At 69.6% G+C, this 20,226-nt stretch carries 19 protein-coding genes; 8 read left to right on the top strand and 11 right to left on the bottom strand.

The window, feature by feature from the left end; translation table 11 throughout:
* Positions 1 to 33: 33 nt before the first annotated feature.
* The 5 genes from P2T62_RS12315 to P2T62_RS12295 form a co-directional block, all read right to left on the bottom strand.
* Positions 34 to 1,179 (bottom strand): glycosyltransferase family 4 protein, encoded by a 1,146-nt coding sequence (locus P2T62_RS12315; RefSeq protein WP_276257378.1) that lies wholly within the window; start codon positions 1,177 to 1,179, stop codon positions 34 to 36.
* A gap of 100 nt (positions 1,180 to 1,279) precedes the next feature.
* The gene (locus P2T62_RS12310; RefSeq protein WP_276257377.1) at positions 1,280 to 1,720 is read right to left on the bottom strand and encodes a universal stress protein; all 441 of its coding nucleotides are present in this window, start codon (positions 1,718 to 1,720) and stop codon (positions 1,280 to 1,282) included.
* A 281-nt stretch (positions 1,721 to 2,001) separates the two neighbouring features.
* On the bottom strand, positions 2,002 to 3,141 hold the full coding sequence (locus tag P2T62_RS12305) for an acyl-CoA dehydrogenase family protein (protein ID WP_276257376.1): 1,140 nt from the start codon (positions 3,139 to 3,141) through the stop codon (positions 2,002 to 2,004).
* 55 nt (positions 3,142 to 3,196) lie between these two features.
* Positions 3,197 to 4,138 carry a glucosyl-dolichyl phosphate glucuronosyltransferase gene (aglG, locus tag P2T62_RS12300; protein ID WP_276257375.1) on the bottom strand — a complete coding sequence of 314 codons (942 nt, stop codon included), beginning with the start codon at positions 4,136 to 4,138 and terminating at the stop codon, positions 3,197 to 3,199.
* Between the two features lie 62 nt (positions 4,139 to 4,200).
* Positions 4,201 to 4,695, bottom strand: a complete 495-nt coding sequence (locus P2T62_RS12295) for a DUF7984 family protein (RefSeq protein WP_276257374.1) — start codon at positions 4,693 to 4,695, stop codon at positions 4,201 to 4,203.
* A 214-nt stretch (positions 4,696 to 4,909) separates the two neighbouring features.
* Here P2T62_RS12295 and P2T62_RS12290 point away from each other — a divergent pair, with 214 nt between their 5' ends.
* Positions 4,910 to 6,838, top strand: coding sequence for a beta-CASP ribonuclease aCPSF1 (locus P2T62_RS12290; protein WP_276257373.1), 1,929 nt, complete (start codon positions 4,910 to 4,912; stop codon positions 6,836 to 6,838).
* Between the two features lie 139 nt (positions 6,839 to 6,977).
* Here the strand turns inward: P2T62_RS12290 and P2T62_RS12285 are convergent, their stop codons facing one another.
* Together P2T62_RS12285 and P2T62_RS12280 are read right to left on the bottom strand one after the other, a co-directional pair.
* Entirely contained in the window at positions 6,978 to 7,487 is a 510-nt protein-coding gene (locus P2T62_RS12285) for a monooxygenase family protein (RefSeq protein WP_276257372.1), read from the bottom strand.
* A 96-nt stretch (positions 7,488 to 7,583) separates the two neighbouring features.
* Positions 7,584 to 7,799: a hypothetical protein gene (locus P2T62_RS12280; protein ID WP_276257371.1), complete on the bottom strand. Its 216-nt coding sequence runs from the start codon at positions 7,797 to 7,799 to the stop codon at positions 7,584 to 7,586.
* Positions 7,800 to 7,988: 189 nt separating this feature from the next.
* On the opposite strand from P2T62_RS12280, the gene P2T62_RS12275 reads away from it, so the two are divergent.
* From P2T62_RS12275 to P2T62_RS12260, 4 genes are all read left to right on the top strand, one after another.
* Positions 7,989 to 8,324 carry a hypothetical protein gene (locus P2T62_RS12275; RefSeq protein ID WP_276257370.1) on the top strand — a complete coding sequence of 112 codons (336 nt, stop codon included), beginning with the start codon at positions 7,989 to 7,991 and terminating at the stop codon, positions 8,322 to 8,324.
* A 43-nt stretch (positions 8,325 to 8,367) separates the two neighbouring features.
* Positions 8,368 to 9,420 (top strand): phosphotransferase family protein, encoded by a 1,053-nt coding sequence (locus tag P2T62_RS12270; RefSeq protein ID WP_276257369.1) that lies wholly within the window; start codon positions 8,368 to 8,370, stop codon positions 9,418 to 9,420.
* 63 nt (positions 9,421 to 9,483) lie between these two features.
* Positions 9,484 to 11,163: an acetate--CoA ligase gene (locus P2T62_RS12265; protein WP_276257368.1), complete on the top strand. Its 1,680-nt coding sequence runs from the start codon at positions 9,484 to 9,486 to the stop codon at positions 11,161 to 11,163.
* Between the two features lie 69 nt (positions 11,164 to 11,232).
* On the top strand, positions 11,233 to 12,312 hold the full coding sequence (locus tag P2T62_RS12260) for a phosphotransferase family protein (RefSeq protein ID WP_276257367.1): 1,080 nt from the start codon (positions 11,233 to 11,235) through the stop codon (positions 12,310 to 12,312).
* Between the two features lie 15 nt (positions 12,313 to 12,327).
* Here the strand turns inward: P2T62_RS12260 and P2T62_RS12255 are convergent, their stop codons facing one another.
* The 4 genes from P2T62_RS12255 to P2T62_RS12240 all read right to left on the bottom strand — a co-directional run bounded on the left by P2T62_RS12255 (position 12,328) and on the right by P2T62_RS12240 (position 16,502).
* Complete coding sequence (locus tag P2T62_RS12255) at positions 12,328 to 12,678, bottom strand: hypothetical protein (protein ID WP_276257366.1); 351 nt, start codon at positions 12,676 to 12,678, stop codon at positions 12,328 to 12,330.
* A gap of 118 nt (positions 12,679 to 12,796) precedes the next feature.
* Positions 12,797 to 14,746 (bottom strand): molecular chaperone DnaK, encoded by a 1,950-nt coding sequence (gene dnaK, locus P2T62_RS12250; RefSeq protein WP_276257365.1) that lies wholly within the window; start codon positions 14,744 to 14,746, stop codon positions 12,797 to 12,799.
* 168 nt (positions 14,747 to 14,914) lie between these two features.
* Positions 14,915 to 15,721, bottom strand: a complete 807-nt coding sequence (locus P2T62_RS12245) for an endonuclease/exonuclease/phosphatase family protein (RefSeq protein WP_276257364.1) — start codon at positions 15,719 to 15,721, stop codon at positions 14,915 to 14,917.
* A gap of 151 nt (positions 15,722 to 15,872) precedes the next feature.
* Complete coding sequence (locus P2T62_RS12240) at positions 15,873 to 16,502, bottom strand: nucleotide exchange factor GrpE (RefSeq protein ID WP_276257363.1); 630 nt, start codon at positions 16,500 to 16,502, stop codon at positions 15,873 to 15,875.
* Positions 16,503 to 16,588: 86 nt separating this feature from the next.
* On the opposite strand from P2T62_RS12240, the gene P2T62_RS12235 reads away from it, so the two are divergent.
* The 3 genes from P2T62_RS12235 to P2T62_RS12225 all read left to right on the top strand — a co-directional run bounded on the left by P2T62_RS12235 (position 16,589) and on the right by P2T62_RS12225 (position 20,213).
* On the top strand, positions 16,589 to 16,828 hold the full coding sequence (locus P2T62_RS12235; protein ID WP_276257362.1) for a hypothetical protein: 240 nt from the start codon (positions 16,589 to 16,591) through the stop codon (positions 16,826 to 16,828).
* A gap of 136 nt (positions 16,829 to 16,964) precedes the next feature.
* Positions 16,965 to 18,299: a DEAD/DEAH box helicase gene (locus P2T62_RS12230; protein ID WP_276261616.1), complete on the top strand. Its 1,335-nt coding sequence runs from the start codon at positions 16,965 to 16,967 to the stop codon at positions 18,297 to 18,299.
* A 69-nt stretch (positions 18,300 to 18,368) separates the two neighbouring features.
* Positions 18,369 to 20,213 (top strand): SLC13 family permease, encoded by a 1,845-nt coding sequence (locus P2T62_RS12225; RefSeq protein ID WP_276257361.1) that lies wholly within the window; start codon positions 18,369 to 18,371, stop codon positions 20,211 to 20,213.
* Positions 20,214 to 20,226: the final 13 nt, after the last annotated feature.

Here is a 20,226-nt window from a genome sequence, read left to right as displayed (position 1 = left end):
GCCCCCACGGTTCTCGCGCCCCGCGCCCGGCGACTATCGCCCCACGGCGTCGGTGAGAATGTACCGGTACCGCTCGACGGCCGCGTCGAGGCTGTACTCGTCCTCGATGAGCGACCGACCCCGGAAGGAGCGGTCGGCGAGGTCCGCGCGCGCGAGGATGCCCTCGATGCCGGCCGCGATGTCGGCGGGGTCGCGCGAGTCCATCAGGAACCCCGTCTCCTGCTCGCGCACCACGTCCGGCACGCCGGAGACGGGCGTCGCGTAGACGGGCGTTCCACACGCCAGCGCCTCGAGGATGGTCGTCGGTAGCCCCTCGGTCGGCTGGGAGGGCATCACCAGCAGGCGGAGCCGCGACAGCTCCGCGGGCACGTCCTCGTGGTCGACCCAGCCCCGCAGCTCGACGCGGCCCGCTGCGATCTCCTCTGCCAGTTCGGCCTCCAGCCACCCGCGGAGGTCACCGTCGCCGATGAACGAGAACGTCACGTCATCGGGGAGCCGCTGCGCCACCCGCGCGAGTTCACGGACCCCCTTCTCCTCGTCCAGCCGACCGAGGAAGCCGACCCGCTGCTCGCGCTCCGCGAACGGCGTCAGGGGGCGGAACTCGTCGGTCCGGACGTACCGCGCGCCGTTCGGGTACACCCGCGACGAGTCAGGGTCGAGACCCAGTTCGCGCGCCATCGACGGCGTGTACGTGACCACGCCGTCGGCGATGGCGTAATCGAGCCGTTCGAGCGCGCGGAGCCCGCCGGCGAGCAGGCGGGCGACCGGTGAGGGGACGCGCTGCTCCCAGTGCAGCCGGAGCGTCAGCGGCACGTCGCCGCGTGGCTCGATGAGGACGGTCTTGCCGCGCAGGCGGGCCAGCAGGACCGGCAGGAGGTAGGCGGTGGCACCGAAGAACAGTACCACCGACTCGTCGCGGCGGGCGAGCTCCCGACACATCCGGAGCTGGTTGACCAGGAACCGTCCGGCGGCGACCGGCAGCGAGTCCCCCGCCCCACGGTCGGTCAGCTCGACGACCTCGTGACGGGCCCAGATCTCGGAGTCATCGGGCAGGTCGGCGGTGACCAGCGAGACCGCCGTCAGCGCGCCGAGGATGTCGAGCAGGCTGCGGGTCGCGTTCTCCCCGGCGGAGGAGAGCGGATGGGTGACGACGCAGACGTCGGGGACCGACTCGGGCACGCCGGACCGTCCCGGAGCCTGTACCTTAGCGGTACCGGTCCCGGCGGCCCGGCCGGCGCTGTGGGACAGGCGCGTGCCGGGCCGCCGCGACCGCCGACGCTCAGCGGACGACGGTCACGGGGGCGGGTGAGTTGTCTACGAGCCGCTTCGCGACGCTGCCCAGCATCCGCTCCTGCTCCTCACTGAGATCCCGGTGGCCGACGAACACGCCGTCGGCACCCACCTCGTCGGCGTAGTCGGCGATGGCCGTGGCCGGGGACCCGTAGAGGAGCTCGGTCTCGACACGGAGCCCCTCGATGCCGGCCGCGGCCCGCTCCAGGAGTTTCTCGCCGCGCTGCTCGGCGTCCTCGGTGCTCTCCAGCAGCAGCCGCTCCTCGGCGTTGCTTCCGTCCCGGACGGGCCCGTCCATCACCTCGTACACGGAGGGATTGACCGCGTGGACCAGCACCAGGTCGGCGTCCGCCGCCCCCGCCAGCGCCGCCGCATGGTCCAGCACGCGCTCGCTCCCAGGCGTCCCGTCGACGGCTACGACGAACTTCATGTCCGATTGTTGGTCGGTACCCAGCCTAAACGCATCGGTGATTACCGTCCCGCGAGGACCGTACCGTCACCGCCGGCTCACCGTGGGAGCGCCCTCTCGACACCGGAGCCGCCCCTCCCGAAGCGAGTACCGCAGACGTGTGGGCCGGTCCTGGCTCGACAGGCGGTCGCGGTAGGGACGGCCAAACGCGGGGTAGGCCGAGCCGTTCGGTCAGGAGATGGAGGTTCGAGCGACCCCGGATGGTGCCATCCCTGGGTCGGGGTCGCTGGCCACGCCGGATGCTACAGCAACTGGTCCGCGATGATGTTCTTCTGGATCTCGGAGGTGCCGTCGTAGATCTTCGTGACGCGGGCGTCACGGTAGTACCGTTCGACGGGGTGGTCGTCGACGTACCCGGCGCCCCCGTGGACCTGGATGGCCTCGTCGGTCACGTCGACGGCGTGTTCGGAGGCGAACAGCTTCGCCATCGAGGCGAGTCGGGTCGCCTCGTCGGTGTCGCCGGCGTCGATGGCCGCGCCGGCACGGTAGGCCAGCGAGCGGGCGGCCTCGATGTCGGTCGCCATCTCGGCGAGCTTGTGGCGGATGGCCTGGAACGCCGCGATGGGCTGGTCGAACTGCTCGCGTTCGCGGGCGTAGGCGACGGCCGCGTCGAGCGCCGCCTGCGCGACACCCGTCGCCTGCCCGGCCACGTCAGCGCGAGCGGGGGCGAAGAACTCCATCAGCTGGTAGAACCCGCGGTCCACCTCCCCGACGACGTTCTCGGCCGGGACACGGAGGCCATCGAACCGGATCTCGGCCGTGTCCTGGGCGTGGATGCCGAGCTTGTTCGTGATGCGCGAGGCCTCGATGCCGTCGCGGTCGGACTCGGTCAGGAAGGCGGTGATGCCGGCGTGGCCGTCCGCCGGCGAGGTCTTGGCCATCACGATGTAGACGTCCGCGACGGTGCCGTTCGTGATCCAGGTCTTCTCGCCGTCGATGACGTACTCGTCCCCGTCGCGCCTGGCGCGCGTCTCCATCCCGGCGACGTTCGAGCCGTGGGCCGGCTCCGAGATACCGGTCGCGATGGGTGTCTCGCCGCCCGTGACACGCGGCAGCACCTCCTCGCGCATCCACTCGTCGCCGTACTCGAGTATCATCCCGGTCCCGAAGTCGGCGGCCGCGATGGCACCCCCGACGCCGGGGTCGGCCCGCCACAGTTCCTCCGTGACGATGACCGTCGCGACGCCGTCCATCCCCGCGCCGCCGTACGCCTCCGGGATGTGCGGCGCCACGAGGTCGAGGTCGGCCGCCTGCTGGCGCAGTTCCTCCGGATACCGGCCCTGCTCGTTGTACTCGGCCGCGACCGGACGGATCTCGGACTCGCCGAAGTCCCTGACCGCTTCCCGGATGGCCCGCTGCTCGGCCGTGAGTTCGAACGACATACCCGGGGCTCGGGGGGAGAGGGCTTAGCGATTGGGCCGCTTGGTCCGCCCGCGCTCAGCCCCACTTCACGATGCCGTAGCCGTAGCCCACGCCGACGGCCCCCGTGAAGACGAAGAGGAACAGCAACTGGAGCGCCGCTGCCGGCGACGGCCGCAGCACGAGTTCCCGGAGCCGGCCGGGGGCGAACTCCGTGAGCAGGCGGCCGAGGAACTCGTCCTCGTCCCCGGTGGATTCGGGGACGAACCGCTCCATCCCGCGCTTCGAGTAGCCCTGCCAGAACGCCCGCTCGAGCAGCCAATCCGCCTCGGTCCGGTACTCGAAGACCCGGTGCTCGACGGTCGCCTCGGGGACGTACCACACCAGTTCGTCGTACTCGGCGCGCAGTCGCGCGCTGAGTTCCGCCTCGCCACCCTGGAGGTGGTTGTCCCCCTTCCGGCCGCCGATGTCGACGTCGAACCCATCCAGGTCCTCGAACACCTCGGCACGGAAGGAGATGTTCGAGCCCATCGTGTTGCGGACCCAGCCCGCCTCGTCCGGGTCGCCGTCCGGCCCGAACCCGCGGTGGGTGACGCCGACGAGCCAGTAGAACTCCTCGGGGAGGATGGCGGGCTCCCCGTCCGGGGCCTCCCAGCGCGGCGTCATCCGCCCGCCGACCGCGATGGCGTCGTGTGCCTCGTACGCCTCGACGAGCAGTTCCAGCCACTCCTCGCAGGCGATGGCGTCGTCGTCGAGGAAGGCGACCACATCGCCAGTGGCCACGGCTGCCCCGTGGTTGCGCGCGGTCAGGAGGCCGCTGTTCTCGTCGAGGCAGTCCGTGACGACCTTCGGGTGGTCCCCGTACTCCGCCTGCATCCGCTCGTGGACCGCCTCGTTGCCGTCGCTCACGAGCACCAGCTCCACGTCGTCGTACGTGCCCGCGAGGACGCTCTCGGCGGCGTCGGTGAGGTACTCGTAGCGCTCCAGCGTGTGCGTACACAGGACGACGGAGACCTGCACGGGCGACCGGTCCGACGAGGGCGCGCATAGGCCTTCCGGGTCGCTGTGGCGCCCCGGGACGCTCAGTCCCCGCCGCCGACCGCGAACGGGCTCTCACCCTCGGTCCAGTCCCAGCCAGGGAGCCGCGTCTGGAACCCGGCGGCGAGCGCCGCATCGAGGTCGTCCGCGCCGGCGGGCTCGTCGGGGGCCCCGTGTGTCCCCACGTCGGCGACGTGGAAGGTGGCCTCCGCGAGCATCGAGAAGGGTCGCCCCTTCGTGCTGGCGACCGTCGCGGCCAGTTCCCGGCCGAGGTACTCGTCCACGACGAACCCCGGGTAGTCGCCCTCGACGTCGAGGTCCCGGAGCAGCCCCACGAGCGCCGCGACGTTGACGGCCACGTCGCCGTCGGCGAAGACGCGGTCGACCTCGGTGCGGTACTGCTCGGTCGAGACGGGGTCGACCGCCGTGTCGAAGGCGGCGCCGAGGTCGGCGCGGACGCGGTTGATCAGCTCGACCACGCTGTCTCGCGAGCGGACCCACTCGTGCTCGTCGGCCACGAGGGCCGGTGTGACGCGCATACGACCCGGTCGTCCCGAAGGCTTTTAATAACAGTCGACGGTAGAGTGGGGTACACGCGGGTTTTCCGGAACCACGTCCCGCAGACGTCCGGATACGCTCCGGACCGGTCGAGGGTATGATAGTTATCCCGTCGCACACGTCGCTGTACGGAGACGGCCGAACCGGTCGGTCGGACGCGGCGGGTGGCGGGGGCCGGAGCCCGTTCTCGCATCTATGAGTGCAGTAGAGCGGCAACTCGACGAACTGAAGGAAACGATCACGGACGAGGTCCCGAGCGATATCTCGATCTCCGACGTGAAGTACGAGGGTCCGGAACTGGTGATCTACACGAAGGATCCCAAGAAGTTCGCGGCCGACGGCGACCTCGTCCGGAGCCTCGCCTCGAAACTCCGCAAGCGCATCACCGTCCGGCCGGACCCGGACAGCCTCTCGCGCCCGGAGGAGGCCCGCGAGCGCATCATGGACGTCATCCCGGAGGAGGCCGGCGTCACGGACCTGGACTTCCACGCCGACACCGGCGAGGTCGTCATCGAGGCCGAGAAGCCCGGGATGGTCATCGGCCGACACGGCTCCACGCTGCGGGAGATCACGAAGGAGGTCGGCTGGACCCCCGAGGTCGTCCGCACGCCGCCCATCGAGTCCTCCACCGTCTCGAACGTCCGGAACTTCCTCAAGCAGGAGCGCGACGAGCGTCGGGACATCCTCGAACGCGTCGGCCGCCAGATCCACCGCGAGGAGATGGCCAACGAGCAGTGGGTCCGCATCACCACGCTGGGCTGCTGCCGGGAGGTCGGCCGTGCCGCGTTCATCCTCTCGACGGCCGAGACGCGCATTCTCATCGACTGTGGCGACAAGCCCGGCGCAGAGGACGAGGTGCCGTACCTCCAGGTGCCCGAAGCCCTCGGCGCGGGCGCACAGAACCTCGACGCCGTCGTCCTGACCCACGCCCACCTCGACCACTCCGCGCTCATCCCGCTCCTGTTCAAGTACGGCTACGACGGCCCCATCTACTGCACGGAGCCCACGCGCGACCTGATGGGTCTCCTGACGCTGGACTACCTCGACGTCGCCGCGAAGGAGGGCCGCACGCCGCCCTACGAGTCCGAGATGGTCCGCGAGGCCATCAAGCACTGCATCGACATCGAGTACGGCGACGTCACCGACATCGCGCCGGACATCAAACTCACCCTGCACAACGCCGGGCACATCCTCGGCTCCTCCATCGCCCACTTCCACATCGGCGACGGCCTCTACAACGTCGCGTTCTCCGGTGACATCCACTATACGGACACGCGGCTGTTCAACGGCGCCGTCAACGAGTTCCCCCGCGTCGAGACGCTCGTGCTGGAGTCGACCTACGGCGGCCGGAACGACTACCAGACCGACCAGGAGGACTCCGAGCGGAACCTCAAGCGCGTCATCAACGAGACCTACGAGCGCGACGGGAAGGTCCTCATCCCGGCGTTCGCGGTCGGGCGCTCCCAGGAGATCATGCTCGTCCTCGAGGAGGCGATGCGCTCGGGCGACATCCCTTCGATGCCGGTCCACCTCGACGGGATGATCTGGGAGGCCACCGCCATCCACACCACCTACCCCGAGTACCTGCGCGACGACCTCCGGGACCGCATCTTCCACGACGACGAGAACCCGTTCCTCGCCGACGAGTTCAACCACATCGACGGTGGCGAGGACGAGCGGCTCGAAGTGGCCGACGGCGGCCCCTGCATCGTCCTCTCCACCTCGGGGATGGTCACTGGCGGCCCCATCATGTCCTGGCTCCGCCACCTCGGCGGCGACGAGGAGAACCGCATGGTGTTCGTCGGCTACCAGGCCCAGGGGACGCTCGGCCGGCGCATCCAGAACGGCTGGGACGAGATCCCGATGAACGACCGCGGCAACGGCGGCGGTCGTGGCAACACGCTCACGCTGAACCTCGACGTCGAGACCGTCGACGGGTTCTCCGGCCACGCCGACCGGCAGGGCCTCGAGAACTTCGTCCGCACCATGAACCCGCGCCCGGAGAAGGTGCTCTGCGTCCACGGCGACGAGTCCTCCGCACAGGACCTCTCCTCGGCGCTGTATCACGAGTTCAACATGCGGACGTTCGCGCCGAAGAACCTCGAGACGTTCCGGTTCAAATAGAGCTTTTTTCCGACTCGGGTGCCGCGCCTGCGGCGCGGCACCACTCGTCGCAAAAAACGTTCAGAAAAAAGGCCGGCCTCCGCTCGCTGCGCTCGCTCCGGCCGGTGAAACACGCGCCTTCGGCGCGCGTATGCAGAATCTACGTTCCACCGTCTGCCACCACCGGCTCCTCGGCCGCCACCACGCTTCCGGCCAGCCCGAGTTGTCGCTCATGCTCCTCCATCGGCACCATCCGGCCGAACCGCGAGAGCCCCACGCCCTCGACGTTCCGGAAGAAGGTCTCGTAGTTCTCCGGTTCGATGACGTACAGTTCGGACCAGAACGCCAACCCTCCGTCGTCGCGCTCGTTGAACCACTGCCATGCCGGGACGTGCATGTCGCCGGGGTCGCTGGCGAACCGCCGGATGTCCTCCAGCGAGCGCCAGTACTGGATGGCGGCACCGTGGCGGGGACCCATCAACGCCGGTTCGTAGCCGAGGAATCCGCTGTCGGGGTCGGCCGCCAGTCGGTCGAACATCTTCCCCACCTTCAGCCCCGCCATCAGGTACCGTGGGAGCGCCCGGAGCTTGTTCAGCCGCATCCCGTTGATGTAGATGACGAACCCGTCCTCCATCTCCACCGCCTGCCGTATCTTGGTCGACGTTATCATACAGCAGGGTACGCGATTCGAGGGGATAAACCAGTAGTACGGGCCGAAGGGTCGGTCCCCGTCCCGTTCATCCGGTGGTCACTGCACGGCCGCCCGTCACCTGGCGTCGGCCTGGCCGTCCCCGAACAGGCGCCGCCGGACGTCCGCGAACATCACCACCCCGGCCCCCAGGAGCCCGACCCCGACGTACCAGGCCTCCCGCCCCTCCCAGCCGAAGTACCAGATGCCGGGCACCGACCCCGCCACGATACCCAGCAGACCCAGAAGGATCAGACCGGCCGCGAACAGCTGCAGGATGTGCTTCGTTTCCATGATACTGGATCGCTGGCTGAGGAGATAACTGTTGACTGGCGAAGATGAGTGTGAAAATAGATACATCTGGGTTAGTGCAGCTATAATAAGTATATGAGTGGATGTCGTCGATTATCTGTGCTCTTCCTGCTCGATCCGGGCGACAGCAGTTGCTAAGTTCGTCCCGTGGAAGGTACGCCCGAAGCCGCCATGTCCGACCCCGATTCCCGGTCCCTGTGGCTCAGATTGACTATCGGCGTGGCGCTGGTCGTGTTCGGCTCGCCGTTCCTCCTCGGGCCCGTCGCGCCGGTCGCCGTGCTGTTCCTGGTACTCGCGCTGTACGCACTCGTCGCGGAGCGGTCCCGCCCGTCCCAGCGCTGGAAGGCGCCGGCGGCGGCCGTCGGGGCGCTGGCCGCGACGGTGACGGTCGAACTGCTGGCCGGCGAGTTGCTGCCGAGCGGGCTCGATGCCGTCGCGGCCCCCGTCGGCGGGGCCGCCACGGCCGTCGGCCTCCTGCTTGCGGTCCGGTCGGCCCGGGCGCTGTGAGGCGCGCCCGAACCGTTTTGTGCGGAACGTGCGACCACCGCCCATGACAGCCGACATCGACCGGGAGGCGCTCGCCGCCTTCCTCGGACGGACGCTCGACTCCGAGGGGCCGCTGGCGCTGACGGGCGAGGGCGACGGCCTCTCGAACGAGACACTGTTCGTCGAGTGGGGCGACCGCGACCTCGTTCTGCGGCGGCCGCCCGCCGGCGACCACGCCGAGGGTGCACACGACGTCCTCCGCGAGGCCCACGTGATGGATGCCGTCGCCGGCGAGGTCCCAGTCCCCGACGTCGTGGCGACATGCGACGACCCGGACGTGCTGGGTTGTGACTTCATCGTGCTGGAGCGACTGGAGGGGGATGTCCTCCGGACGAGCGAGCCCGAGCGGTTCGCGACGGTCGAGCACCGCCGTGCCGTCGGCGAGGAGCTGGTGGACACGCTCGCCGAGGTCCACGCCGTCGACCACGAGGCCGTCGGCCTGGCGGCGGGCGAGTTCGGCTACCCCGAGGGCTACCTCGACCGCCAGGTCGAGACGTTCACCGAGCAGTTGGAGTGGTTCCTCCCGACGACCGAGCAGGACCGCGAGGTGCCCCACATCCGCGAGGTCGGCGAGTGGCTGGCCGACAACGTCCCGGCGGAGAGCGGCCACACGCTCGTCCACGGCGACTACAAGCTCGACAACGTGATGTTCGCACCCGGGACACCGCCGCGCATCACGGGCGTACTGGACTGGGAACTGGCGACACTGGGCGACCCGCTCGCGGACCTGGGCTGGATGCTCCTGTTCTGGCGCGACGAGGGCGACCCAGCGCCGGCGCTGCCGGAGGGGCTGGTCCCGACCTTCATGCAGCGAGAGGGCTACCCCACCCGGCGTGACCTCGTCGAGCGGTACGAGGCACGAACTGGACGCGAGTTCACGGACGAGCGGTTCTACCGCGGGCTCGCGGCGTACAAGATCGTCACGACGACCGAGGCGATGTACTTCCGCTACCGGGCCGGCGACGCCGACGATCCGCTGTACGCCGCGCTGGAGGCGGGCGTCCCGGAACTGGCCGCCCGGGCGAAGCGCATCGTCGACGGCGAGGAACCGCTGTAGCGGGCGGCCGTCCGGGCCACTCCGGGGGGAACGGTTTTGGTCCGTCCACCGGTGCCACCTGTCATGGCCACGACTGAACGCCTGGACAGCTACCAGTTCCACGAGCACGAGTGGGAGAGCTTCGACGAGTTACGCGACTGGTTCGAGTGGGAGGTCCCGGACCGGTTCAACATGGCGGCGTACGTCTGTGACCGCTGGGCCGAGGAGACGCCCGATGCGACGGCGCTGTTCGTCGAGGGTGAGTCCGGCGAGCAGGGGACCTACACCTTCGCGGAGTTCGAGGCCGCGGCGAGTCGCCTCGCCAACCACCTCGCGGCCAGCGGTGTCGCGCGGGGCGACCGGGTCGGCGTGAACCTGCCACAGAAGCCCGAGGCCGCCATCGCTCACGTCGCCGCGTGGAAACTGGGGGCCGTCTCGGTCCCGCTGTCGACGCTGTTCGGCCCGGACGGCGTCGGCTATCGGCTGGCCGACGCCGACGCGAACGCCTGCATCGTCGACGGGAGCAACGTCGACGCGCTCCGGCGGGCCCGGGCGGACTACGACATCGGCCTCCAGTCGGTGCTCGTCGTCGACGGCGACCCGGAGGACGACGAGCGCTCATACGACGACGCCGTGGCCGACCGGTCCCCCGACCACGAGGCCGTCGAGACCGACGCCGAGGACGACGCCCTGCTCATCTACACCTCCGGGACGACGGGCGACCCGAAGGGCGTCCGGCACGCCCACCGGGTGCTGCTGGGGCACCTGCCGGGCATCCAGACGGTCGGGAACTTCGAGTTCGGCGAGGGGACACGGTTCTGGACGCCGGCCGAGTGGGCGTGGATCGCCTCGCTGTTCAACATCGTCTTCACGGCGCTGTTCTACGGCCGGCCGGTGCTGGCCCACCACGGCGGCGAGTTCGACCCCGCGACGGCGTTCGACCTGCTCGACCGCTACGACATCACCATGGCGTTCCTCCCGCCGACCGCGCTCCGGTTCATGATGCAGGTACCGAGCGAGGGGTACGACGTGGACTCGCTCCGGGTCATCGGCAGCGGCGGCGAGTCGCTGGGCGAGTCCGTCGCCGAGTGGGCCGAGGACACCTTCGGCGGCGCGCTCGTCCACGAGGGGTACGGCCAGACGGAGGCCAACGTGGCCGTCGTAGAGAACGCCACCCTGGCCGAGAAACGTCCCGGGAGCATGGGCCTGGCCACACCCGGCTACGAGGTCACCGTCGTCGACCCGGAGACCGCGGAGCCGACCGTCGAACCGGGGGAGGTCGGCGAGATCGCCATCCGCTACGAGGGTAACCCCATCTGCTTCAAGGAGTACTGGAACAAGCCCGAGAAGACCGCCGGGAAGGTGCAGAACGGCTGGCTCCTCACCGAGGACCTGGGCACGGTCGACGAGGACGGCTACTTCTCGTTCGAGGCCCGGAAGGACGACGTCATCATCTCCTCGGGCTACCGCATCGGCCCGGAGGAGATCGAGGACTCGCTGGCCAGCCACGACGCCGTCGCCGACGCCGCCGTCATCGGTGTGCCCCACGAGGAGCGCGGCGAGATCCCGAAGGCGTTCGTCGTGCTCGCGGACGGGCAGGCGGCGAGCGACGACCTCCGCTCGGCGCTGATGGACCACGTGAAGGACCGCCTGGCGAAGTACGAGTATCCCCGCGAGGTGGAGTTCGTGGACGAACTCCCCCGGACGACGACCGGGAAGGTGCGCCGCCAGAGTCTGCGGGAGCGGGAGGGAATCGCGGACTGAGCCGCCGCTCCCGGAGCCACGGACCGCTCCGGGGGAAGCTATTTGCCCGTTCCACCCGGCCTCAGTGCCATGTCCGACCCGGCCGATTCGGCCCTCGATACGGCGGCGCTGTCGTCCTTCCTCGACCGCGAGGTCGGTCCCGCCGACTCGCTCGACGTGACGGGCGAGGGCGGGGGCTACTCCAACGAGACGTTGTTCGTGACGTGGGGCGACCGGGAACTCGTCGTCCGCCGGCCGCCGCCGGACGAGACCGCCGACACCGCCCACGACGTGCTCCGCGAGTATCGCATCCTCGACGCGCTCCAGGGGACGGCTGTGCCGGTCGCGCCGACCGTCGCGTCGTGCGACGATGAATCCATCCTCGGCGCCCCGTTCTACGTCATGGACCGCGTCGCCGGCGACGTCATCTACACGGAGGAGCCCGAACGGTTCGCCACGCCCACGCGACGGGAGGCGCTCGCGGACGCCTTCGTGGACGCGCTCGTGGCCGTCCACGACGTGGACTACGACGCCGTCGGCCTCGTGGCCGGCGACTTCGGCTACCCGGAGGGCTACCTCGAACGTCAGGTCGAGCGGTTCCAGGAGGCGGTCATCTGGGCGGTCGACACCACGAGCGAGGAACGCGAGGTGCCCGAGCTGTACGAGGTCGGCTCCTGGCTCGCCGAGAACGTGCCCGGGGAGAGCGACCACGCGCTCGTCCACGGCGACTACAAGCTCGACAACGTGATGTTCGCGCCCGACGATGAGCCCCACATCGCCGGCGTCTTCGACTGGGAGATGTCGACGCTGGGCGACCCGCTCGCCGACCTCGGGTACGCGCTCCACTTCTGGCCGGACGAGATGGCACCCGACGGCGGCACGGATGTCGTCGCCGACGAGCGGTTCGCCCCGTCGTTCCTGGCCCACGGGGACTACCCCACGCGCACCGAGTTCGTCGCGCGGTACGAGCGGCGGAGCGGCCGTGAGTTCGAGAACCGGCGCTTCTACCTGGCGCTCGCGGCGTTCAAGATGGCCGCGCTCGGGGAGATGTTCTACGCCCGCTACCTGCGGGGTGGCGTCGACGACCCGATGTACGAGCGGATGGGCGAGGGCGTCCCGGCGCAGGCCGAGCGGGCGCTTGCGATCATCGATGGCGAGTGGACTGTCTGAGTCGCAGGGAGACCCCTACTGGCCGTCGTCGTCGGATGGTGATGGCTCGTAGCCGAGTTCGCGGAGCCGCTCGGCCACCTCCCGCCTGACCGCTGCCGACGGCTCCCGCTGGGCCGTGCCCTCGACGTTGACGTACCGCAGGTGCTCGATACGGTTCCGGAGGGCATCCGAGAGATCGTACTCCGCCGGATCGATGTCGAACAACCCGAGGTCGTCGAGCAGCTGTTTCTGCACACGGGTCCGGTCCGCGTCCGAATCGGTCAGGCTCCCCTCGGTCTCCAGCATCTCGACGACCCGCGCGTCGTCCAGCTGCCGGATGAGCTCGCGCTCGGACTCGGTCAGTTCATCCCCACCCGTGTCGCTCATGTGGGAACAAGGAGCCACCGTCGCAAAAGTATCGGGGGCTGACCGCCGCGAACTGACCAGCTACTCCTCGTCGTCGTCGACGTCGTCGGACGTAGTCCGACGGGCTGACGAAAACGACTCAGTTTTCGTCGTTTTCGTCAACGTCCTCGAAGTCGGCGTCGACGTACTCCTCGTCGTCGGCCTCGGCGCCGGGGCCGGCACCGCCCGGACCGCCACCCATGCCGCCGGGGCCGCCGCCCATGCCGCCCGGACCGGCGCCCGCGGCGCCAGCACCGGCACCGCCGGCGCCGGCCTGGGCCTGCTGCTGGTACATCTGCTTGCCGATCTCCTGCAGCTCCTGGGTCAGGCTCTCGGTCGCCGACTCCAGGGCCTCCGTGGCCTCGTCGATCTCCTCGAACTCGACGTCCTCGTACTCGTCGAGGGCGTCCTCGACGCGCTCCATCTCGGCCTCGATGTCGCCCCGGAGGTCGTCGTCGATCTCCTCCTCGTTCTCGTCGAGCAGCGTCTCGGCACGCTGGACGGCCGACTCGGCGTCGTTGCGCGTCTCGACGAACTCGCGGCGCTTCTGGTCCTCCTCGGCGTGCTCCTCGGCCTCCTCCTGCATCTGCTCGATCTGGTCGTCGGAGAGGCCCGCGCCGCCCTCGATGGTGATGTCCTCCTTGTTGCCCGAGCCCTTGTCCTCGGCCTCGACGTTGACGATGCCGTTCTCGTCGATGTTGAACGTCACCTCGATCTGGGGCGTGCCGGCCGGCGCGGGCGGGATGCCGGTGAGCTGGAACTCGCCGAGCAGCTCGTTGCTCTCGGCCATCTCCCGCTCACCCTGGAAGACGCGGACGTTGACCATCGTCTGGTTGTCCGCCGCGGTCGTGAAGATCTTCGACTCCTCGGTCGGGATGGTGGTGTTCTTCTCGATGAGCCGCTCGAACAGGCCACCCTTCACCTCGATACCGAGCGAGAGCGGCGTCACGTCCAGCAGGACGATGTCGTCCACGTCGCCCGAGAGGACGCCACCCTGGATGGCCGCACCCAGCGCGACGGCCTCGTCCGGATTGACGGACTTGCGCGGGTCCTGTCCGGTCATCTCCTCGACCTTCTCGCGGACCTGCGGCATCCGGGTCGACCCGCCGACGAGGAGGACCTCGTCGATGTCGCCCTTGTCGTACCCGGCGTCCGAGAGGGCCTGCTCCGTCGGGCCGACCGTCCGGTCGAGTAGGTCCGAGGTGAGCGACTCGAACTTCGCGCGGGTGATGGTCTCCTCAAGGTCCTTCGGTCCGTCGTCGTCGGCCGCGATGAACGGGAGCGTGACGGTTGCCTCCTTCCGGTTGGAGAGCTCGATCTTCGCCTCCTCGGCGGCGTCCTTGAGCCGCTGGAGCGCCTGCCGGTCCTCGCGGAGGTCGATGCCGTGTTCGCTCTGGAACTCGTCGGCGAGGTGGTCGATGAGCGCCTGGTCCCAGTCGTCGCCGCCGAGGTCGTTGTCCCCGTTCGTGGCGACGACCTCGTAGACGCCGCCGCCCAGGTCGAGGATGGAGACGTCGAAGGTCCCCCCGCCGAGGTCGTAGACGAGGACGGTCTGGTCGGACTCGTCGTCGAGGCCGTACGCCATCGACGCGGCCGTCGGCTCGTTGATGATGCGCTCGACCTCGAAGCCGGCGATCTCGCCGGCGTCCTTCGTCGCCTGGCGCTGGCGGTCGCTGAAGTACGCGGGGACCGTGATGACGGCCTTCTCGACCTCGTCGCCGAGGTACTCCTCGGCGTCGCGCTTGATCTTCTGGAGGATCATCGCCGAGATCTGCTCCGGCGTGTACTCCTCGCCCTCGATGTCGACCGTGTAGCCGTCCTCGCCCATGTGCCGCTTGATGGACTGGATGGTCCGCTCGGGGTTCTGGACGGCCTGGTTCTTCGCGGGCTTGCCGACGAGCCGCTCGCCGTCGTCGGTGAACGCTACCACGGAGGGGGTGGTGCGGTCGCCCTCGGCGTTCGCGATGATCTCCGGGTCGCCACCTTCCATCACTGCGAACGCGGAGTTGGTGGTCCCCAGGTCGATGCCGAGGATCTTGTTGCTCGCCATTGTTGGACTGGAGTAGCAGTCTTGCGCCGTTAAGCCTTGCTGAATCGGGTCGATTCGCCTCGTAGCGACCCCGTCGCCCGCTTGCGGTTTCGTGTTCACCATTCAGCCGCGACCGATACGTACAAACAGAAGCGCATCACAAGCGCGTCGTCCGGGACCCGGCGCGGGTCAGTCCGGGATCGCCGGCCGCAAATCGGCCACGACGGGCAGGTGGTCGGAGGCATGGCGCCAGGTCGCATCCACGTCGGCGACGGTCGCGTAGAGGTCGACATCGAAGCCACGGACGAGGACGTAGTCGATGCGCTTGCCGGTCGTCGGGGCGAACTCCGTCCCGTCCTCGACACCCTCCCCGGCGAAGCCCACGAACGTCTCCCCGGGGCCGAACCGTGTCTCCGCCACCAGTCTGGCGTCGGCGAACGGCCCGGGATGCCCGACGAGCGAGCGGTACGGGTCGGACGCCGGGCGGGCGTTGAGGTCCCCCACGAGCAACGCACGGCTCCCGGCCAGGCGCTCGCGCACGAGGCGTGCGCTCTCGCGACGTGCCAGCGCGCCCGCGTGGTCGAAGTGGACGTTGACGAGGTCGAACGTCGCGTCCCCGCGTCGGTCGCGGAACCGGACCTCGGTCGCCACCCGCGGGACAGCGGCGTCCCATGCGACCGTGCCGATGTCCTCCGGGTCGGGAGCCAGCGCGAAGACGTCCATCCCCTCGACGGCCAGCCGATCCGGCAGGTAGCCGACTGGCGTGTGTTCGCCCGTCCGCTGGCGCTCGGCGGCCCACTCGTACCCGGGCAGTCGCTCGCGCAGGTCGGGGAGCTGGTCCTGCCAGACCTCCTGCAGACAGAGCACGTCCGGCCGGTGGACCCGGGCCGTGGATGCCACCGCATCCCGGCGGTGCTCCCACGCCCGCGGGCCGTCGTCCAGCGCGGCGTACCGGACGTTGTACGTCATCACCCGGAGCGGGGCGGCCCCGCTCACGGTCGGGCCCCTGGTCCTCGCCGGAGCCGGCGATGGCCGCAGTCCCTCATCACCCGAGCGTGGGCGGGCTGGCCGCAAAAGGGTGGCCCCGGTGGGTGGCCCGTCGACCAGACGGACTCGGGGGGCGCCGGATCGCTGTCGTCGCCGGTCGCTACTCGTCCGCGCCGTCGGAGACGGTCACCTGTGCGGCCTGCAGCACCTTCTCGGCCATCTCGTAGCCCGGTCGGTGGAGTTCGTCGACGGTCCCCTCCGGCTGGTCGCTGTCGACGCGCATCAGCACCTCGTGGCGCTGCGGGTCGACCTCCTCGCCCGGCTCCGGCTCGATGGCGACCACGTTCTCGGCGTCGAGCACGCGGTCGAACTGGTCCAGCGTCGTCCGCACCCCGCCACGGATATCCGCGTCCTCGTCCTGCTCGAGCGCCCGGACGAGGTTGTTCCGCACGTCGAGCAGGCGCTCGACGAGTTCCTCCGTGGCGCGGGCCTTCTGCTCCTCCTGCTTGCGCTCCATCCGCTTCTTGAAGTTCTGGAACTCCGCCTGCTTGCGCTTGAGTTTCTCCTCGAGCTCCTCTACCCGTTCCTCGTACTCCGCGGCGGCGTCCTCGGCATCGTGGCGGGCCGACCGGAGCGAGGCGATCTCGCGGGCGATGGTCTCCGGGTCGGATTCCTCGACCCGGGCCACGAGGTCCTCGTCGGCTTCGACGTCCGTGGGGGCGTCGTCCTCGACTGCTCCGTCGATGTCCGCCGCGTCCTCGCCGTCGGCCGCGGCGTCCTTCTCGCTCATGGCTCGGGGTTGGCGACGGTAGCGGATAAGGGTTGTAGAACCGGCGTGGGGAACCCGTATTCCGCAGGCACCGCAGCCCCCCCGGCATGCGACCCCGCTCCCGAATCGCGCTCGAACTGGCAGTCATCATCGCCGGGTACGCATTGGTCTTCGCCGTCGTGGAGCTCCCCGCGGTCAGGATGGCCGTCCCGCAGAGCGTTGCGACGGTCGTCTGGGCCGTCCTCGGGGCGACGGTCCTCCTGTTCATCACGGAGGTCGGCTACTACGTAGGTACCGGGTCGACTGGTTGTCTGACCCGATGTGAACGGGAGTATCAGCCATTTTAGTCAACTATACCCGAAATAATCTGCATGGTTGTCTTTTGGCCCGGTAATATCGTTCGTATTCCGACGCAGCCACCCCGCCGGATTCAACACGTCCCGTCACGGACCGCCTGACGTGACCGACGCCGACACCGTCCGTCTGCACTTCGACGAGGGGACCGTCCTGCTCCGCGGTCCCGAGTCCGTCGTCGCGGACCTCCCCGGCGTCACCTACGACGACCGCTCGGAGTCGTGGCGTGCGCCCGCCCATCGCTACGCGGACCTCCGGGACGCCCTCGCCGAGCGGGACGTGGCGGTGGTGGATTCGGTTCTCGCGCCCGCCGACCTCCCCGACCTGACGACCGCCTACGAGCTCCGGGACTACCAGCGGGACGCGCTGGACGCGTGGCGCGACGCCGACTGTCGCGGGGTGCTCGAACTCCCGACCGGGAGCGGGAAGACCGTCGTCGCCATCGCGGCCATCGCCGCCCGGTCGGCGCCGACGCTCGTGGTCGTCCCGACTATCGACCTGCTGGACCAGTGGGAGCGCGAACTCGCTGCGGAGTTCGACGTACCGGTCGGCCGCCTCGGCGGCGGCGAACAGCGCGTCGAGGATATCACCGTCTCCACCTACGACTCGGCCTACCTCCGGGCGGACGAACTCGGTGGTCGGTTCGAACTGGTCGTCTTCGACGAGGTCCACCACCTGGGCGGCGAGGGGTACCGCGACATCGCCCGCCTGCTGGCGGCGCCCGCCCGGATGGGACTGACCGCCACCTTCGAGCGACCCGACGGCGCCCACGAGGTCATCGAGGAGCTGGTCGGGCCCGTGGTCCACCGGCTCTCGGCCGATGACCTCGCCGGCGACCACCTCGCGGACTTCGACATCAAGCGGGTCGCGGTCGAACTCACGCCCGGGGAGCGCGAACGCTACGAGGAGTTCCAGGGCACCTTCACGGACTACCTCGCGCAGTCGGGTATCCAGTTGCGCTCGGGCAGCGACTACCAGGAACTGGTCAAGCGCTCCGGCAACGACCCCCGGGCCCGGGAGGCGCTGCTCGCCAAGCAGCGCGCCCGCGAGGTGATGATGAACGCCGAGAACAAGGTGCGCGAGCTGGAGCGCGTGTTGGACCGTCATCGCGGGGACCGCGTCATCGTGTTCACCGCGTACACGGACCTCGTCTACCGCCTCTCGGAGCGGTTCCTGATGCCCGCCATCACGCACGAGACCGCGGCCCCCGAGCGCCGGGAGATCCTCGAGAGGTTCCGCGCGGGCGATTACTCGCGCGTCGTGACCGCCAACGTCCTCGACGAGGGCGTCGACGTGCCGGACGCGAACGTCGCCGTGGTGCTCTCGGGGAGCGGGAGCGAGCGCGAGTTCACACAGCGGCTCGGCCGGGTGCTCCGGCCGAAGGCGGACGGTGGGCGGGCACTCCTCTACGAACTCGTCACCGAGGAGACCGCAGAGGAACGGGTCGCCCGCCGTCGTCGGTGAGGCGGTCCGCTCCGCCTCGAATGGAGGAACAGGGCAAATCGTTTTGTCGGGGGCCGTCGCCGACCTGGTATGGCACTGCCGCCAGTGACGACGGGGATGGCCGTGACGTTCGGCCTCGTGTTCGCGGCACTGGCGCTGTTCGTCTCGGAGAAACTCCCGCCCGACGTGACCGCCATCGGAATCCTGGTCGCACTGGCCGTCCTCGAACCGCTCACGCAGGTCTCGCCCGCCGAGGCCCTGTCGGGGTTCGGGAGCGCCGCGACGCTCACCGTCCTGGCGATGTACATCCTCAGCGAGGGGGTCCAGCGGACCGGTATCGTCGAGCGACTTGGGCTCTTCCTGGGCCGGATCACGGGTGGTGAGGAGCGGCGCGTGCTGGCGGCCACGGTCTCCACGACCGGTCTCTCGGCGGGTTTCGTCAACAACACGCCCGTCGTCGCGGTGTTCATCCCGATGGTGACCGACCTCGCGGAACAGGCCGGCATCTCGCGGTCGCGGCTGCTCATGCCGCTGTCGTTCGCCGCGATGCTGGGCGGCAAGCTCACGCTGGTCGGGACGGCGAGCAACCTCATCGCCAGTGACCTCGCCGTCGACCTGCTGGATCGTGGCCCCATCGGGATGTTCGAGTTCACGCCACTCGGAATCGTCGTCCTCGTCGTCGGTATCGTCTACCTCGTGACTGTCGGCCGGTGGCTCGTCCCGGAGCGGGTGGCCGTCGACACGGACCTGACGGAGGCCTACGAGATGGAGGACCACCTCTCGCTGGTCACCGTCCGCGAGGAATCACCGTTCGTGGGCGAGTCGGTCCACGAGGTCCAGGAGGTCATCGATGGCGACGAGGAGGTTCGGGCGGACCTGCTGCGCATCGAGCGCGATGGCGAGGGTGTCATCGCGGCGACGACCGACCGTATCGTCGAGACGGGTGACGCGCTGGTCGTCCGGTCGACGTTGCGGGACCTGAACCGCCTCGTCGAGCGATACACGCTCCGGCAGCTCCCCCGCGAGGTCGTCACCGAGGAGGACCTGCTGGGCGAGCGGGGACAGCTGGTCGAGGCCGTCGTGCTCCCGGACTCGGACCTCGTCGGCACCAGTATCGGCGAGAGCATCCTCACCCGGCGCCTGGATACGACGGTCCTGGCGGTCAAGCGCGAGGGGGAACTGCTCCGCGAGGACCTCGCCGAGCGCCGCCTCCGGGCCGGTGACACACTCCTGCTCCAGACGACGCCCGCCGCGGCGCAGTACCTCACCGACACGGACGACCTCGCCCTGGTGCGCGAGCCGAAGCGTCCGCTCGGGTTCGACGAGGTGGAGCCCGAGCCACTCTCGGACCGGACCCCCATCGCGCTCGCGACGCTCGCGGGGGTCGTGCTGGTGGCCGCCCTCGACCTGCTGCCCATCGTCATCGCGGCGCTGGCCGGCGTCTTCGTGATGCTCGTTACCGACTGCCTCTCCACCCGGCAGGCGTACGACGCCGTCTCCTGGAACGTCATCTTCCTGCTGGCCGGCATCCTCCCGCTCGGGATGGCGCTCCAGCGGACCGGGGGTGCGGCGCTGGTGGCGGCTCTCCTCGCGGAGGTCAGCGCCTTCGTCCCGACGCTCGTGCTGCTGGGACTGGTCTTCGTCGTCTCCGGGCTGGTCGCCGCCCTCATCACCCCGGTCGCGATGACGGTCCTGATGATACCCGTCGCCGTCGACACCGCCTCCCGGGTCGGCGCCGACGGGTTCGCGTTCCTGCTGGCGGTCCTGTTCGCCGGCGGGGCCGCCTTCGCCACTCCCATCGGGTACCAGACCAACCTGATGGTGTACGGGCCGGGCGGCTACCGGTTCACCGACTTCACCCGGGTCGGACTCCCGCTGCAGTTGCTCCTGGCGGTCGTGGTCACGGTCGGCATCGCGGTGCTCTACGGCGTCTGACGCCCCTCCCGGT

This window comes from Haloglomus litoreum, assembly GCF_029338515.1.
GTDB classification, from domain to species: Archaea; Halobacteriota; Halobacteria; order Halobacteriales; family Haloarculaceae; genus Haloglomus; species Haloglomus litoreum.
This window is presented reverse-complemented; position numbering and strand designations above follow the sequence as displayed.